The sequence below is a fragment of the Pseudomonas sp. EggHat1 genome, assembly GCF_014892995.1.
GTDB classification, from domain to species: Bacteria; Pseudomonadota; Gammaproteobacteria; order Pseudomonadales; family Pseudomonadaceae; genus Aquipseudomonas; species Aquipseudomonas chaetocerotis.
This window is the reverse complement of sequence record NZ_JACKQK010000002.1, coordinates 401,182-417,338: the sequence shown is the minus strand read 5'-3', so window position 1 is coordinate 417,338 and position 16,157 is coordinate 401,182. Positions and strand designations below refer to the sequence as shown.

Genomic DNA, 16,157 nt, shown 5'->3' with positions numbered 1-16,157 from the left:
CCCGACATCCCGCGCATTGGCGGTAACGCCAGTAACAGCCGGGTAACACCTGCAATTGACTTCGCCTGCCCCCATCAGGACTATAGGCGTCCCGTCGCCCTGCGCCGGACGCACCTTTGATGCCAATCCAGGCCGGATTGCAGCCAGATAGAAGCGGTATACCGAGCCTGAGCGAGGACCTTTGAAATGCCTGACGTTACCCTGACCACCCTGCAGAGCCTCAAGCAGAACGGTGAAAAGATCGCCATGCTGACCTGCTATGACGCCACCTACGCCCATGCGGCCTGCCAGGCGGGTGTCGACGTGTTGCTGGTCGGCGACTCCCTGGGCATGGTCCTGCAGGGCCACGACAGCACCCTGCCGGTCAGCGTCGAGGAAATGGCCTATCACACTGCCTGCGTCAAACGCGGCAACCAGGGCGCACTCATCGTCACCGATCTGCCGTTCATGGCGTACGCCACCACCGAGCAGACACTGCACAACAGCGCCAAGCTGATGCAGGCTGGCGCGCATATGGTCAAACTGGAGGGCGCAGGCTGGCTGGCCGAGCCGATCCGTCTGCTGGCCGAACGTGGCGTACCGGTGTGCGCGCATTTGGGCCTGACCCCGCAGGCGGTGAACATTCTCGGTGGCTACAAGGTTCAGGGCCGCCAGGAGGCGCAGGCACGGCAGATGCGCGCCGATGCCATGGCTCTGGAGCAGGCCGGCGCGGCCATGCTGCTGCTCGAATGCGTGCCGAGCGAACTGGCCGCGGAAATCACCCAGGCAGTGAAGATTCCGGTGATCGGTATCGGCGCTGGCAGCGCCACCGACGGCCAGGTCCTGGTGCAGCACGACATGCTCGGGCTGTCGCTATCGGGCCGCGCACCGAAGTTCGTGCGTAACTTCATGGAAGGCCAAAATAGCATTCAGAGTGCCTTCAGCGCTTACGTAAAGGCCGTGAAGGACGTTAGCTTCCCTGCCGCCGAACATGGTTTCTCCGCATGAACATGGTGAAAACCCTTCGCGAATTGCGCGCAGCCGTTGCCCAGGCACGAGCCGAGGGTAAGCAGATCGGCTTCGTGCCGACCATGGGCAACCTGCACGCGGGTCATGTTTCGCTGGTGGAAATCGCCGCCCAACGTGCTGACTTCGTGGTCGCCAGCATCTTCGTCAATCCACTGCAGTTCGGTGCAGGTGAAGACCTGGATACGTATCCGCGTACCCTCGCCGCCGACCAGGAAAAATTGCTCGCGGCCGGCTGCCACCTGCTGTTTCACCCCGATGTCGCGGAAATCTACCCGCACGGCATGGGTGACCAGACCCGCGTCAGCGTGCCCGGTGTTTCCGAGGGTCTCTGCGGTGCGAGTCGTCCGGGGCATTTCGAAGGCGTCGCGACGGTGGTGACCAAGCTGTTCAACATGGTCCAGCCTGATCTGGCCGTTTTCGGTGAGAAGGACTACCAGCAACTGGCGGTAATCCGCGCACTGGTGCAGGACCTGAACATGCCGATCCAGATTATCGGTGCGCCGACTCAACGCGCCGAGGACGGCCTTGCCCTGTCCTCGCGCAACGGTTACCTCAGCGACGCACAACGCGCCACCGCCCCTGCGCTGTATCGGGGCCTGCAAACGATTGCCGAAGAACTGCGCCGTGGCGCTCGCGACTACGCACGGCTTATCGACAGCACTCAGGCGCAGCAACGCGCCGCTGGTTTCATCCCCGATTACCTGGAGATCCGCAATGCGGTGAATCTGCGTCCGGCACAGCTCGACGACCATCACCTGGTGATTCTGACCGCCGCGCAGCTGGGTAGCACCCGCCTGATAGACAATCTGGTGGTTGAACTGCCACGCCAGTAGCTGCCTGCAAAGGCAGCCGGTTAAACTCTCAGAGGCCCGGATCGATCCGGGCCTTTTGCTTTTGTGGATCAGGAGCTCCGATGGCCTATTACCAGCAGCCTCAAGACGTCACCACCCTGCCCGCCTGGCAGGCCCTGCAGCAACATCGTGCCGAGATGGCCGGTTTCAGCATGCGCGAGGCCTTCGCTGCGGACACAAGGCGCTACCAGCGTTTTTCTCTCGACAGCTGCGGGCTGCTGCTGGATTACTCGAAAAACCTGATCGATGAGCGCGGCCTCGAGCTGCTGATTCAACTGGCCGAGCAGGCCGGTCTGCAGGAGTCCATCGCCAACCTGTACAACGGTGAGCAGGTCAATGCTTCGGAAGGCCGCGCCGCGCTGCATACGGCGCTGCGCAGCCCGATCGGCCGCCGTCTGCTGGTCGACGGCCATGACATCATCCCCGAGGTCCATCGCGTTCTGAATCAGGTCACCGAGCTGGTCAGTCGCATTCACAGCGGCCTGTGGCGCGGCTACAGCGAGAAACCGATCAAGGAAGTGGTCAACATCGGCATTGGTGGCTCGTTCCTCGGTCCGCAACTGGTTTCCGAAGCGCTGCGCCCGTTCACGCAGCGCGGTGTGCGCTGCCACTACCTGGCCAATATCGACGGCAGCGAATTCCGCGAGCTGACCGCCCGCCTCGATCCGGAAACCACCCTGTTCATCGTTTCCAGCAAGTCCTTCGGCACCCTGGAAACCCTCAAGAACACCTTGGCCGCGCGCGACTGGTACCTGGCCATGGGCGGCCCGGAAGAGCAGTTGCACCGCCACTTCATCGCGGTGACCAGCAACCGCAAGGCCGCCATCGAATTCGGTATCGGCGAAGAGAACATCTTCCCCATGTGGGACTGGGTCGGCGGGCGTTACTCGCTGTGGTCGGCCATCGGCCTGCCCATCGCGCTGGCCATCGGCGTGTCCAACTTCAAGGAATTGCTGGCCGGCGCCTACGCCATGGACCAGCACTTCACCCAGGCGCCACTGGCCGAGAACATGCCAGTGCTGATGGCCCTGCTGGGCATCTGGTACACCAATTTCTGGGGTGCGCAGAGCCACGCGATCCTGCCCTATGATCATTACCTGCGTAACTTCACCAAGCACCTGCAACAGCTGGACATGGAGTCCAACGGCAAGAGCGTGCGCCAGGACGGCACGTCACTGGACATCGCCACCGGGCCGATCATCTGGGGCGGCGTCGGCTGCAACGGCCAGCATGCCTACCACCAGTTGCTGCATCAGGGCCGCCTGTTGGTCCCGGCGGACTTCATCGTCCCGGTCAACAGCTACAACCCGCTCTCCGACCATCACCAGTGGCTGTTCGCCAACTGCCTGTCGCAGGCCCAGGCGTTGATGCAGGGCAAGACGCGCGAAGAGGCCGAAGCCGAACTGCGCGCCAAGGGATTGAGCGAAGACGACGTGCAGCGCCTGGCGCCACACAAGGTGATCCCCGGCAACCGTCCGAGCAACATCCTGGTGATGAATCGCATCGCGCCGTTCGAGCTGGGCGCGCTGGTAGCGCTGTACGAGCACAAGGTATTCGTGCAAAGCGCGATCTGGGGCATCAATGCCTTCGACCAGTGGGGCGTGGAGCTGGGCAAGGAGATGGGCAAGGAGGTCTATCAGCGCCTGACAGGCCAGCTCGACGGTAGCGCATCGGATGCCTCGACCCAGGGTCTGATCGTCCATTTCCGCGAGCATCATCGCGGCTGATCCCACCTCTTGTCGCAGCCCGGCGCCAAGCGCTGGGCTGCGTCCCTGCTTTCGTCGCCCCGACTACGCCCTTTCCCTGGAACATCCCCCCTTGAACCAAGCACCTGCTTGGGTGCACCCTTGTGCCTGTTGCGGACAAACAATTACAAGGACCCCGCCATGTTCGAGATCACCCGTCACCCCGTGGCCGACGCGGTGCGCCAGCGTGCACACCTGGATAACGACGCCTATCTGCGCCTGTACCAGCAGTCCGTCGAGCAACCCGATACCTTCTGGGCCGAGCAGGCCAAGGCCTTTCTCACCTGGTTCAAGCCCTGGGATCAGGTCCACAGCAGCGACCTGAAACAGGGCAGCGCCGAGTGGTTCAAGGGCGGCCAGCTCAACGTCGCCTACAACTGCATCGACCGCCATCTGCAACAGCGCGGCGAACAGATCGCCATCATCTGGGAAGGCGACAACCCGGCTGAATCAGCGCACATCACCTACAACAAGCTACATCACAACGTCAGTCGCCTGGCCAACGTGCTCAAAAGCCGTGGCGTGAAGAAAGGCGACCGGGTGTGCATCTACATGCCGATGATCCCCGAAGCGGCCTACGCCATGCTCGCCTGCGCGCGCATCGGCGCCGTGCATTCGGTGGTGTTCGGCGGCTTCTCCCCGGACGCCTTGCGTGACCGCATCCTCGATGCCGACTGCCGCGCGGTGATCACCGCCGACGAAGGCGTACGCGGCGGCAAGTACGTACCGCTGAAGAACAACGTCGACAAGGCCCTGCAGAGCTGCCCGAACGTCTCCACCGTGGTGGTGGTCGAGCGCACTCAGGGTGACGTCGCCTGGGTGGAGGGCCGTGACCTCTGGTACCACCAGGCGCTCAAGGAAGTCGAGGCTGACTGCCCGGCCGAGCCGATGGACGCCGAGGACCCGCTGTTCATCCTCTACACCTCGGGCTCGACCGGCAAACCCAAGGGCGTGCTGCACACCACCGGCGGTTACCTGCTCGGCGCGGCGATGACCCACAAGTACGTGTTCGACTACCACGAGGGCGACATCTACTGGTGCACCGCCGATGTCGGTTGGGTCACCGGGCACAGCTACATCGTCTACGGCCCGCTGGCCAACGCCGCCACCACGCTGATGTTCGAAGGCGTGCCCAACTACCCGGACGCCTCGCGCTTCTGGCAGGTGATCGACAAGCACCAGGTCAACACCTTCTACACCGCTCCCACTGCCCTGCGCGCGCTGATGCGCGAAGGCGAGGCGCCGGTCAAGAGCACCTCGCGCAGCAGCCTGCGCCTGCTCGGCACGGTAGGCGAACCGATCAACCCGGAAGCCTGGGAATGGTACTTCCATGTGGTGGGCGATACCCGCTGCCCCATCGTCGATACCTGGTGGCAGACCGAAACCGGCTCCATCCTGATCACCCCGCTGCCCGGCGCCACCGACCTCAAGCCGGGCTCGGCCACCCGCCCCTTCTTCGGCGTGCAGCCGGTGCTGCTCGACGAACAGGGCAAGGAGATCGACGGTCCCGGCAACGGCGTGCTGGCCATCAAGGCCAGCTGGCCGAGCCAGATCCGCAGCGTCTACGGCGATCATCAGCGCATGATCGACACCTACTTCAAGCCCTACCCCGGCTACTACTTCACGGGTGACGGCGCACGCCGCGACGAGGACGGCTACTACTGGATCACCGGCCGCGTGGACGACGTGATCAACGTCTCGGGGCACCGCATCGGCACTGCCGAGGTGGAAAGTGCGCTGGTACTGCACGATGCAGTGGCCGAGGCGGCAGTGGTCGGCTACCCGCACGACGTGAAGGGCCAGGGCATCTACGCCTATGTCACCCTGATGAATGGCCAGGAGCCGTCCGACGAGCTGAAGAAGGATCTGCTAGCCCTGGTCGGCAAGGAGATCGGCAGCTTCGCCAAGCCGGAGCTGATCCAGTGGGCGCCGGGTCTGCCCAAGACCCGCTCGGGCAAGATCATGCGGCGCATCCTGCGCAAGATCGCCTGCAACGAGCTGGAGAACATGGGCGATACCTCGACCCTAGCCGACCCGAGCGTGGTCGACAGCCTGATCGATCAGCGCCTCAACCGCTGAGCCTCGCGCCCGGCCTGAAAGGGCCGGGCGCATCTTGTCTTGTGCCTGCCAAGCGCTGAAACTGCGCGCCATGGAAAGCCTACGTCGTCAGATCGAAAAACAGGTGCACAGCCTCACCGGCGCTTCGCTGGGCGTGCTCGACCTCGACCAGCCGCGCGGTGATGCCGGCCTGTTCGGCCCCGAGTCGATGGTTTGGAAAGTCCACGCCGACTTTACCGCGATGATGGTCGGCGGCATCTCCGCCCTGCTCCTGCAGATGCTCCACCCGCTGGCGCTTGCCGGCGTGTGGGACCACTCCACCTTCCGCCAGGACATGCTCGGCCGACTGCGCCGCACCAGCCTGTTCATCGCCGGCACCACTTACGGTGGCCTGCATGACGCCGAGCGACTGATCGACAAGGTGCGCACCATCCATCTGCAGGTGATCGGCAGCGCGCCGGACGGCCGCCCCTATGCCGCCAGCGATCCCGAGCTGCTGACCTGGGTGCATGTCTCCGAGGTCAGCCAGTTTCTCGCCGGTTACCTGCGTTATGTCGACCCGCAGCTAGCGGTTGCCGAGCAGGATCGCTACTACCGCGAAGTGGCGTTGATCGCCGAGCGCCTCGGCGCACAGAACGTGCCCACGTCGCGCCAGGCCATCAGCGACTACCTCGAGCACATGCGTGCGCAGTTGCTGTGTGACGAGCGCACCCGCGAAGTGGTGCGACTGCTGTATGCCGCACCGATGCCCAATATCCTCGCCAAGCCTTTCGGCAACCTGATGATGCAGGCCGGCGTTGACCTGCTGCCGGACTGGGCCAGCGATCTGCTCGGCGAACATCAGGCTCCCTGGCGCCGTCCGCTGATTCGCAGCAGCGTACAACGCACCGCCTCGCTGCTGCGCTGGGCGATTCGTAACAGCGCCGCACAGCGCGCCCACCGTCGTCTGCTGCCAATCTCGTAGGGCGGGTGCGACCCGCCGCCAGCATGCGCCACGCTCTCGAGCAGCGGCTTTTCTTGCTAGACTGCTGCCCTTTCCTTTCTCCGAGACGCCGCGCATGCCTTCTCTTGACCAGGCGCTGCGCGCCGCCCTCGCCACTCGCGAAAACCTGCTCGCAGACCTGCACGCCCAGGGCACCGACTGCTACCGGCTGTTCCACGGAAGTCAGGAAGGCGCGCCCGGCCTGACCGTCGACCGCTACGGCCCGCAGCTATTGGTGCAGAGCTTTCATCAGCCGCTTGCAGCCAGTGATCTGCACAACATCATCGACAGCGTCGAAACCCATCTGGGACAGACGCTGCTACCGGTCTACAACGACCGCTCCAAGGGCAATTCGCGGATCGATCGCGATCCGAGCCTATTCCAGGCCGACGATGCGGCACTGGAGGATATGGTCGGCCGCGAATGGGGGTTGAATTACCGCGTACGCGGTCGGCATTCCGGACAGGACCCGCTGCTGTTTCTCGACCTGCGTAACGCCCGTGGCTGGATCAAGACCAACAGCGCCGGCAAGTCCGTGCTCAACCTGTTCGCCTATACCTGCGGCGTCGGTCTATGCGCCGCAGCGGGCGGTGCACGCGAGGTAAGCAACCTCGACTTCGCGCAGGGCAACCTCGCCGTGGGCCGCGAGAACGGCGCACTCAATCCCGAGCTACCCGTCATGCAGTTCATCCAGTCCGACTATTTTCCGGCGATTCGTCAGCTGGCCGATCTACCGATCAGCAGCCGACGCGGGCAAAAACTGCCGAGCTATCCGCGCCTGCAGCCGCGCCAGTTCGACCTGGTGTTCCTCGACCCGCCCGCCTGGGCCAAGAGCGCTTTTGGCACCGTCGATTTGCTGCGCGACTATCAAAGCCTGCTCAAACCGGCACTCCTGGCCACTGCCGACGGCGGCACGCTGGTGTGCAGCAACAACCTGGCGAAGGTGGAGATGAACGACTGGCGCACGCAAGTGCTGCGCTGCGCCGAGAAGCTCGGCCGCCCAGTGCAGGATTGCCAGGTGATAGTCCCTGCGCCGGACTTTCCTTCGCAAGACGCCAAACCACCCCTTAAAACCCTGATCCTGCACCTGTGAAACGGGAAATCATTCACTACGAATACGGCTATAACGACCGGAACTGAACCGTCGTGCCATACTCCAAGTCGTCTCCTCGTCTGGATAGATGACGCCAAGCCATGCCCAAAGGACTGAATCGCGCACTGAGCGCACTGTTGATCACCGTTTTCCTCTACAGCCTGATCGGCTTTCTGATTCTGCCGGGTATCGCCCTGCGTGTCGCCAACCAGCAGTTGGCGCAGTACGCCACGGTACCAGCCTCCCTGCAGCGTGTTCAGCTCAACCCCTTCACGCTTGAGCTGAGTCTTTGGGGCCTGCGTGTCGGCGAGACTGACCAGGAGCAGCTCAGCTTCCAGCGCCTCTACGCCAATCTGCAGAGCGACAGCCTGTGGAGCGGTGCCTTGCACCTGAGTGACGTCGAGCTCGACGGCGCGCGCACCGAGATACTGTTCGACAAGGACGGTACGCTCAATCTCACCCAGTTGTTCCGACTGCCGGAAAGCCAGGCGGAGCCCAAGGCAGAGAGCGGCGAGGAGCCCTTCCCGCTGCGCATCGACAGCATTCGTCTACGCGAGAAGTCACTGCGCTTCCAGGACCTGCGCCCGAGCGAGGCGGTCGAATTCGCCTATGACGCACTCGACCTGGAACTCAACAACCTCAGCACCCTGGCCGGCGACAACGCGGAAATGACCATGACCGCCAGTGGCCCGCACGGCGCCAGGATAGACTGGCGCGGCCAGGTCAGCCTGACGCCGATCACCTCCAGCGGCAGCCTGAGCGTCAGCGATGGCCGCCTGAGCACCTTCTGGCCTTACGTGCGCGACACCTTGCCGCTGGTGCTCAAGGAGGGCCAGGTCGATCTCAGCAGCGACTATCGCCTCGACCTCTCCAGCGGCACCGAACTGCAACTGAGCAAGATCAAGGTGCAGTTGGCCCCCTTCGCCATCGACGATCCGCAAGGCAAACCGCTGGTACGCCTGCAACGCCTGGATATCGACAACACCAGCCTCGACCTGGCCAAGCAGCAGGTGCTGGTCGGCCAGGTGCGCAGCCAGGGTCTGGAGGCCTGGGCGGCGCGCGAAGCCGACGGCCAACTGGACTGGCAGAAACTGTTCGCCAAACCCGAAAGCCCCCAGAGCGAGGCCCCCGCCCCCACGGAGCAGGCCGGCGCAAGCAAGCCCTGGCAGGTACTGCTGCAGGATGTGCAACTGCGCGACTACAAGGCCCACCTGGCCGACCGCGTACCTCAGCAGGAAGTGGCCGTGGAGATCGGCCCGCTGAACCTCGACCTGAAGAACTTCGACAGCCTCGGCGACAAACCTTTCGACCTCAGGCTCGACACCGGCCTGGGCAAGCAGGGCAAGCTGCAGGCAGCCGGCAACGTGCAACTGAGCCCGACCAGTGCTCAGCTCAAGGTGGACACGCAGGACATCGACCTGCGCCTGGCGCAGGCCTATCTGAGCCCCTTCATTCGCCTGGAGCTGCGCAGCGGCTTGCTCGGCAGTGACCTCGACGTGCAGCTCAAGAGCACCGAGCCGCTGGCGCTCAGCGTCACCGGCAGCGCCAGGGTCGATCAGTTGCATACCCTGGATACCCTGCGCGAACGTGATTTCGTACGCTGGAAACAGGTGCGGGTGAATGGCCTCGACTATCGCCACGGTGAAAGCCTGGCCATCGAACGCGTCGAACTGGATCAGCCCTATGCGCGCTTCGTGATCAACGAGAACCTGACCACCAACGTCAGCGAGCTGATCGTGCCGCAGCCGCCGACACAGAACGAGAACAAGACCGATGCGGGCAAGCCGCTGGCGATTCGCATCGGCGGCGTAGCCATCAATGACGGCTCGGCCAACTTCGCCGACTTCAGCCTGACACCCAGCTTCGCCACCGCCGTTCAGCAGATGAACGGACGCATCGGCGTACTCGACAATCAGAAGCCGCAAGCCGCCAGCGTCGATATCCAGGGCAAGGTCGACCGCTACGCGCCAATGAGCATCAAGGGCAAGCTGACGCCGTTCGATCCGCTCAACAGCCTGGACATCGCCACCAGCTTCAAGAATGTCGAGCTGACCACCGTCACCCCCTACTCCGGCAAATTCGCCGGTTATCGCATCCGCAAGGGCCGCCTCAACCTCGACCTGCACTACCGCATCGAGAAGGGCCAGCTAAATGCCGAGAACAAGGTGCTGGTGGAAAACCTGCAGCTGGGCGAACGCGTCGACAGCCCCGACGCAGTGGACCTGCCGATTCGCCTGGCAGTCGCCCTGCTCAAGGACACCCAGGGGCGTATCGCCATCGAGTTGCCGGTACAGGGTGATCTCAACAATCCGCAGTTCAGCGTCATGCCCATCGTCTGGCAGACCCTGCGCAATCTGGTGTTACGCGCAGCCCAGGCGCCATTCAAGTTCATCGCAGGACTGGTAGGTGGTAGCAACGTCGACCTCAGCACCGTGCCGTTCGTCGCTGGCTCTGCAGAGCTGGAGGCAGACGCGCGCCAGGCGCTGGACACGCTGGCCAAAGCGCTCGAGGAACGCCCGAATCTGCGCCTGGAGGTTGAAGGCCAGGCCGCGCAGAGTGCCGACGGCCCGCTGCTGGCCGAACAGCGTCTGCAACGCGAATTTCGCGAAACCTGGTACAAGGTGCTGCAACGCCGCGGTGACAAGGTGCCCGCCAGCCCCGATGAGTTGACGGTCGCTGAAGACGAACAGGCCGCGCTGCTCGAAGGCATCTATCGCACGCGCCTCAAGCAGCAGCCGCCTGCCGAATGGAGCGAGCTGGACAGCGAGCAACGCCAGCAAAACATGCGCAAGGCGGTGCTGGACTCCTGGGCTCAAAGCAAGCTGCTGTTGCGCCAACTGGCTCAGCAACGTGCTGCAACGATCAAGGATTATCTGGTTGAACAAGGTGGGTTGTACGATGAACGCGTCTACCTGATCGATGCCAACCTGGGTGAACCCGAAGCCGATGGCCGCGTGTTCACCACCTTGCACCTGGACAGCCAATGATCATGCGCCGCCTATCCATCACCACGTTCACCACGCTCACCACCCTGGTTGCCGGCCTGATCAGCATCGGCGTGCAGGCCGACACGCTGCGTTGCGGCAGCTCCCTGGTCAGCCTTGGCGACCGCACGTTCGAGGTCGAGCGCAAATGTGGCGCACCGGTGCACCGTGATCCGGTCGGCTACACGCTGGGCTCCTATGATCGTCGCGAGTACATGATCGAGGAATGGGTATACGGCCCGAGCAACGGCATGCTCAGCATCCTGCGCTTCGAGGGTAACCGTCTGACCACCATCGAACGTCGTCGCGAACGCTGAGCAGGAGGTTCTCATGCGCACATTCAGCTATCTGCTCACTCTGCTGTGTCTGCCCCTTATGGCTGAGGCGTCCTCCACCTACCGCTGCGGTAGCGCCTTGGTCAGCAAGACAGCGCCTGCCGCAGAGGTGCTGAACAAATGTGGCGAGCCTTCCAGCCGCGATTTTCTTGGTTACAAGGAAGTGGTCGATAGCTACGGCTTTCGCAACGAGGTGAGCGTCGAGGAGTGGGTCTACGGCCCGAAAAGCGGCATGTACCACTTTCTCCGCTTCGAGGGCGGCCGCCTGACCGAGATCCGCAGCAAGCGCGGTAGCTGACGTAACACTGCATGTAGGGTGCACGTTCCTGAAGCATCTCGAGCACCCGGCACAAAAAATCAAGGCCCCGCCGGTCACACCGGCGGGGCCTTCGCGCTTCCATGCCTATCGCTGTCCGTGCTGATCAGGCGTCCTGCCTGTAGCCATCCGTGCTGAAAACACATCCGTTTCTGCAGCTGTTGTCCGTTCCTGAGGGCATCCTTGCCCGGCAATCCGTGCTCAGAGCTTGTCGCTGAAATCGCGCAGCTCTTGCTGGGCCTTTTCCTTGGTCCAGCCGTAACGTTCTTGCAGCTTGCCAGCCAGGTATTCGCTGTGGCCCTCGGCGACGTCCAGGTCGTCATCGGTCAGGTTACCCCAACGCTCCTTCATGCGACCGCTGAGCTGCTTCCATTTGCCTTTGATGATGTCGCTATTCATGGTCATTCTCCCAGTGACAGAAGGTGGAGCCGGGCGCTAGCCCGGCCGGCTCGGCTATCAGTCAGCGGTTTTCAGGGCATCGGCGGACACGTCACGCACACCCTCGATTTCCTTGGTCTTGGCGATAGCCAGATCACGCTCGGCGTCGGTTGCGACCACGCCGGACAGGGAAACCACGCCCTGGTTAGTCTCGACCTTGATGTCCAGCGCGCTGAGGTTCGAGTCAGCGACGAAGGTGGACTTCACTTTGCTGGTGATCCAGGTGTCGGATACCGCCTGCTCGGCTTTATCCACAGTGTCATTGGCCGCCAGCATGGTCGGCTGTGCGGCGAAGGCTGCCGACGCCAGCGACATGCTCAGCACGGCAGCGGTCAGAGCGGTAGCGGCAAAACGGTTGATTGGCTGTTTCATGATTCGACTCCTGTACATTCCAGACAATCTGCAAACCAACTCCTGGTTGCAGGTTCACCAGTACTGTTGCAGGGGCTGTGCCAGGTTTTGAAATAAAATAAATCCCTTTAAAAACAAATACTTAATCTATATAAAAAATATGCTTTTGATTGCATTTCGCCGAGTCGCACAAAAACTCTCGGGCAATTTGCATGATTCGAGGTGCCCGGCATGACCGCATAACCTCATGAATGCATCGCTGGCGCAGGTTAAGGGCAACTGCGCTCTCCCTGACGATCAGGCACAAAAAAGGGCTCCCGCAGGAGCCCTTCTCGTTCGAACAGGCGAACCGTGCTTAGACGCCAGAGGCCTCGGCAGCAGCTACGTCCTTGATCGACAGTTTGATACGGCCGCGGTTATCCACGTCCAGCACCAGAACCTTCACTTCCTGGCCTTCCTGCAGCACGTCGGTGACCTTCTCCACGCGCTGATCGCTCAGCATGGAGATGTGCACCAGCCCGTCCTTGCCCGGCAGGATGTTGACGAATGCACCGAAGTCGACGATGCGCTCGACCTTGCCGACATAGATCTTGCCGATCTCGGCTTCTGCGGTGATGCCCAGAACGCGCTGACGAGCAGCTTCGGCAGCTTCTTTGGTTTCACCGAAGATCTTGATCGAGCCATCGTCTTCGATGTCGATCGAAGCCTTGGTTTCTTCGCAGATACCACGGATGGTGGCGCCGCCTTTACCGATGACGTCGCGGATCTTGTCCTGGTCGATTTTCATCGCAATCATGGTCGGCGCGTTGGCCGACAGCTCGCTGCGCGATTGGGCGATGACCTGGTTCATCTGGCCGAGGATGTTCAGGCGAGCTTCCAGCGCCTGCTCCAGAGCCTGCTCCATGATTTCTTCGGTGATGCCCTGGATCTTGATGTCCATCTGCAGCGCAGTAACGCCATTGGCGGTACCGGCAACCTTGAAGTCCATGTCGCCCAGGTGATCTTCGTCGCCGAGGATGTCGGTCAGAACGGCAAACTTGTCGCCCTCCTTGACCAGACCCATGGCGATACCGGCAACCGGTGCCTTCATCGGTACACCAGCATCCATCAGCGCCAGGGAAGCGCCGCAGACGGAAGCCATCGAGGAAGAACCGTTGGACTCGGTGATTTCCGAAACCACACGGATGGTGTACGGGAACACGTCAGCAGCCGGCAGCATGGCCTGAACCGAACGACGCGCCAGACGGCCATGACCGATTTCGCGGCGACCAGTGGCGCCCATGCGACCACACTCACCAACCGAGTATGGCGGGAAGTTGTAGTGCAGCATGAAGGGGTCTTTGCGCTCGCCTTCAAGGGTATCGAGCAGTTGCGCGTCACGCGCGGTGCCGAGGGTGGCAACCACCAGCGCCTGGGTTTCACCACGGGTGAACAGCGCCGAACCGTGGGTCTTGTCCAGTACACCGACTTCGATATTCAGGCCACGCACGGTGCGGGTGTCACGGCCATCGATACGCGGTTTGCCGTTGACGATGTTCTCGCGCACGGTGCGGTATTCGATTTCGCCGAAGGCTTCTTTGACTTCACCAGCGGAAGGCTGACCTTCTTCACCGGAGAACTTGGCAACGACCTGATCTTTCAGCTCGCCCAGACGCGCATAGCGGTCTTGCTTGATGGTGATGGTGTAAGCCTGGGAAATTGCCTCACCAAACTCGCTACGGATAGCGCTCAGCAGAGCAGTGTTCTCGGCTTTCGGCTGCCAGTCCCAGGTCGGCTTGCCGGCTTCGGCAGCCAGCTCGGTAACAGCCTGGATGACCGATTGGAATTCGTCGTGGGCGAACAGTACAGCGCCCAGCATCTGGTCTTCGGTCAGCTCTTTGGCTTCCGACTCAACCATCAGTACGGCGTCCTTGGTGCCCGCTACGACCATGTCCAGGCTGGAAGCCTTGAGTTGCTCGTAGGTCGGGTTCAGCAGGTAGCCGGCTTCCGGGTGGAAGGCAACGCGCGCAGCACCGATCGGGCCGTTGAACGGAATACCGGAGATAGCCAGGGCAGCCGAGGTACCGATCATCGCAGCGATGTCCGGATCGGTCTTCTTGCTGGTGGAAACCACGGTGCAGATGACCTGCACTTCGTTCTGGAAGCCTTCCGGGAACAGCGGACGGATCGGGCGGTCGATCAGACGCGAGGTCAGGGTTTCTTTCTCGGAAGGACGCGCCTCACGCTTGAAGAAACCACCTGGGATCTTGCCGGCAGCGTAGGTCTTTTCCTGGTAGTGCACGGACAGCGGGAAGAAGCCTTTGCTCGGGTCGGCAGTCTTGGCGCCGGTTACGGCAACCAGCACGCTGACGTCGTCGTCAACGGTGACCAGCACTGCGCCGGAGGCTTGACGGGCGATACGGCCAGTCTCGAGGGTAACGGTCGACTGACCGAACTGGAATTTCTTGATTACCGGGTTCACGGTGTTTTCCTTCTCTTTGTTGCCTTGGGGGAAATTGGAAAGAAGCGCGGGAGTCGGACCCGGTGCATCCCTCGAAAAGCCGAAAGCTGGAAGCCCGGCGCCACGAGGTGAGGATCACTCCCCACTCGCGACGCCGAACTCCCAGCTTCCAACTTGTGCAGCTCGCGTCTATTAACGACGCAGGCCCAGGCGACCGATCAGGGCGCTGTAACGACTGGCGTCTTTACCCTTCAGGTAGTCCAGCAGCTTACGGCGCTGGTTAACCATACGGATCAGACCACGACGGCTGTGGTGATCTTTACCGTTGGCCTTGAAGTGGCCTTGCAGCTTGTTGATGTTGGCGGTCAGCAGGGCAACCTGCACTTCCGGGCTACCGGTATCGCCTTCAGCTTGCTTGTAGTCGTTAACGATCTGGGCTTTTTCTTCAACGCTGAGTGCCATGTTGGCTTCCTCTCATCTGGAAACTGCCGAAGCAGTCTCAATAGGCCGGGAATCGCTTCCCGTGTTTTTAAAAGAGGTATGACCGTGCCTACTAACAGCCACCCTCGCAGCACCTGATGACGACATCGTCAGCATCAGGCTTTCAGCCCTCTCGGCCGAACCGTTCGGTGCTACGCACCGGTATAAATCAATCGACGCGGGGCGATTCGCCCATCGTCGCTCACTTCACCGATCCCGATGAAGCGACCATTGTGATCCTGCACCCGCACCATGCCGAACTTCGGTGCCTCCGGCGCTCGCACCGGCTGCCCTTGCAACCAGTAGAACGCGCTGTGCTCGGAGAACTGCAGCAGCGGCCAGTCCTGCAGACCGCTATCGGCCGGTAGCAGGAAGCGATCCAGCGCCTCGTTACCACCTTCGGCGTGTGCGGCCTCCAGTTCTTCCAGCGTCACGGTACGCGTCAGGTCGAACGGGCCGGCCTTGGTACGGCGCAGCTCGGCGACATGTGCACCGCAGCCGAGCAGCTGGCCAAGATCCTCGACCAGCGTACGAATATAGGTGCCTTTGCTGCAATCGACCGCCAGACGGGCCTGCTCGCCTTCGCAGGCCAGCAGTTCCAGGCGCGCAATAGTAACAGAACGCGCTTCGCGCTCCACTACTTCACCCGCACGCGCCAGCTTGTAGAGTGGCTGACCATCCTTCTTCAACGCCGAGTACATCGGCGGTATCTGCTTGATTTCACCGCGAAAACGCGGCAACAGCGCCTCGATCTCGGCGCGACCGACGGTCACCGGGCGACGCTCGATGACATCGCCTTCGGCATCACCAGTGGTGGTGGTAACGCCTAACTGAGCGACGGTCTCGTAGCCCTTGTCAGCGTCGAGCAGATACTGGGAGAACTTGGTTGCCTCACCGAAGCACAGCGGCAACACACCGGTGGCCAACGGGTCGAGGCTGCCGGTATGGCCGGCCTTCTCGGCATTGAGCAGCCAACGAACCTTCTGCAGCGCGGCGTTGGACGTGAAACCGTGCGGCTTGTCGAGCAGGATGATGCCGTCGACCTTGCGGCGAATACGTTTGACCTGCGCCACGCC

Annotated in this window: 14 protein-coding genes; 9 read left to right on the top strand and 5 right to left on the bottom strand. The window is 62.3% G+C overall.

From position 1 onward, the window contains the following. Window positions 1-186 precede the first annotated feature (186 nt). The 9 genes from panB to INS93_RS06125 all read left to right on the top strand — a co-directional run bounded on the left by panB (window position 187) and on the right by INS93_RS06125 (window position 11,354). The gene (gene panB / locus INS93_RS06165; RefSeq protein ID WP_160017300.1) at window positions 187-987 is read left to right on the top strand and encodes a 3-methyl-2-oxobutanoate hydroxymethyltransferase; all 801 of its coding nucleotides are present in this window, start codon (window positions 187-189) and stop codon (window positions 985-987) included. Beyond that, window positions 984-1,841, top strand: a complete 858-nt coding sequence (gene panC, locus INS93_RS06160) for a pantoate--beta-alanine ligase (protein WP_192980685.1) — start codon at window positions 984-986, stop codon at window positions 1,839-1,841. The genes panB and panC overlap by 4 nt, the downstream gene beginning before the upstream one ends. 80 nt (window positions 1,842-1,921) lie before the next feature. After that, window positions 1,922-3,586: a glucose-6-phosphate isomerase gene (gene pgi, locus INS93_RS06155; protein ID WP_192980684.1), complete on the top strand. Its 1,665-nt coding sequence runs from the start codon at window positions 1,922-1,924 to the stop codon at window positions 3,584-3,586. 159 nt (window positions 3,587-3,745) lie between these two features. Beyond that, window positions 3,746-5,683, top strand: coding sequence for an acetate--CoA ligase (gene acs / locus INS93_RS06150; protein WP_192980683.1), 1,938 nt, complete (start codon window positions 3,746-3,748; stop codon window positions 5,681-5,683). A 70-nt stretch (window positions 5,684-5,753) separates the two neighbouring features. Continuing rightward, window positions 5,754-6,626: an oxygenase MpaB family protein gene (locus INS93_RS06145; RefSeq protein WP_192980682.1), complete on the top strand. Its 873-nt coding sequence runs from the start codon at window positions 5,754-5,756 to the stop codon at window positions 6,624-6,626. A gap of 94 nt (window positions 6,627-6,720) precedes the next feature. Next, entirely contained in the window at window positions 6,721-7,737 is a 1,017-nt protein-coding gene (locus tag INS93_RS06140) for a class I SAM-dependent rRNA methyltransferase (RefSeq protein WP_192980681.1), read from the top strand. 101 nt (window positions 7,738-7,838) lie between these two features. Continuing rightward, on the top strand, window positions 7,839-10,724 hold the full coding sequence (locus INS93_RS06135; RefSeq protein WP_192980680.1) for a DUF748 domain-containing protein: 2,886 nt from the start codon (window positions 7,839-7,841) through the stop codon (window positions 10,722-10,724). Beyond that, window positions 10,721-11,038: a DUF2845 domain-containing protein gene (locus INS93_RS06130; RefSeq protein ID WP_192980679.1), complete on the top strand. Its 318-nt coding sequence runs from the start codon at window positions 10,721-10,723 to the stop codon at window positions 11,036-11,038. The genes INS93_RS06135 and INS93_RS06130 overlap by 4 nt, the downstream gene beginning before the upstream one ends. Before the next feature lie 13 nt (window positions 11,039-11,051). Further along, entirely contained in the window at window positions 11,052-11,354 is a 303-nt protein-coding gene (locus INS93_RS06125) for a DUF2845 domain-containing protein (RefSeq protein ID WP_192980678.1), read from the top strand. Window positions 11,355-11,573: 219 nt separating this feature from the next. On the opposite strand, the gene INS93_RS06120 is transcribed toward INS93_RS06125, so the two are convergent. From INS93_RS06120 to truB, 5 genes are all read right to left on the bottom strand, one after another. Further along, window positions 11,574-11,771 (bottom strand): CsbD family protein, encoded by a 198-nt coding sequence (locus INS93_RS06120; RefSeq protein WP_017675326.1) that lies wholly within the window; start codon window positions 11,769-11,771, stop codon window positions 11,574-11,576. A 57-nt stretch (window positions 11,772-11,828) separates the two neighbouring features. After that, window positions 11,829-12,182, bottom strand: a complete 354-nt coding sequence (locus INS93_RS06115; protein WP_160017291.1) for a BON domain-containing protein — start codon at window positions 12,180-12,182, stop codon at window positions 11,829-11,831. A 334-nt stretch (window positions 12,183-12,516) separates the two neighbouring features. Then, entirely contained in the window at window positions 12,517-14,622 is a 2,106-nt protein-coding gene (gene pnp / locus INS93_RS06110; RefSeq protein WP_192980677.1) for a polyribonucleotide nucleotidyltransferase, read from the bottom strand. 171 nt (window positions 14,623-14,793) lie between these two features. Then, window positions 14,794-15,063, bottom strand: a complete 270-nt coding sequence (gene rpsO, locus INS93_RS06105; protein WP_075749474.1) for a 30S ribosomal protein S15 — start codon at window positions 15,061-15,063, stop codon at window positions 14,794-14,796. A gap of 170 nt (window positions 15,064-15,233) precedes the next feature. Continuing rightward, complete coding sequence (truB, locus tag INS93_RS06100; protein WP_004424396.1) at window positions 15,234-16,154, bottom strand: tRNA pseudouridine(55) synthase TruB; 921 nt, start codon at window positions 16,152-16,154, stop codon at window positions 15,234-15,236. Window positions 16,155-16,157: the final 3 nt, after the last annotated feature.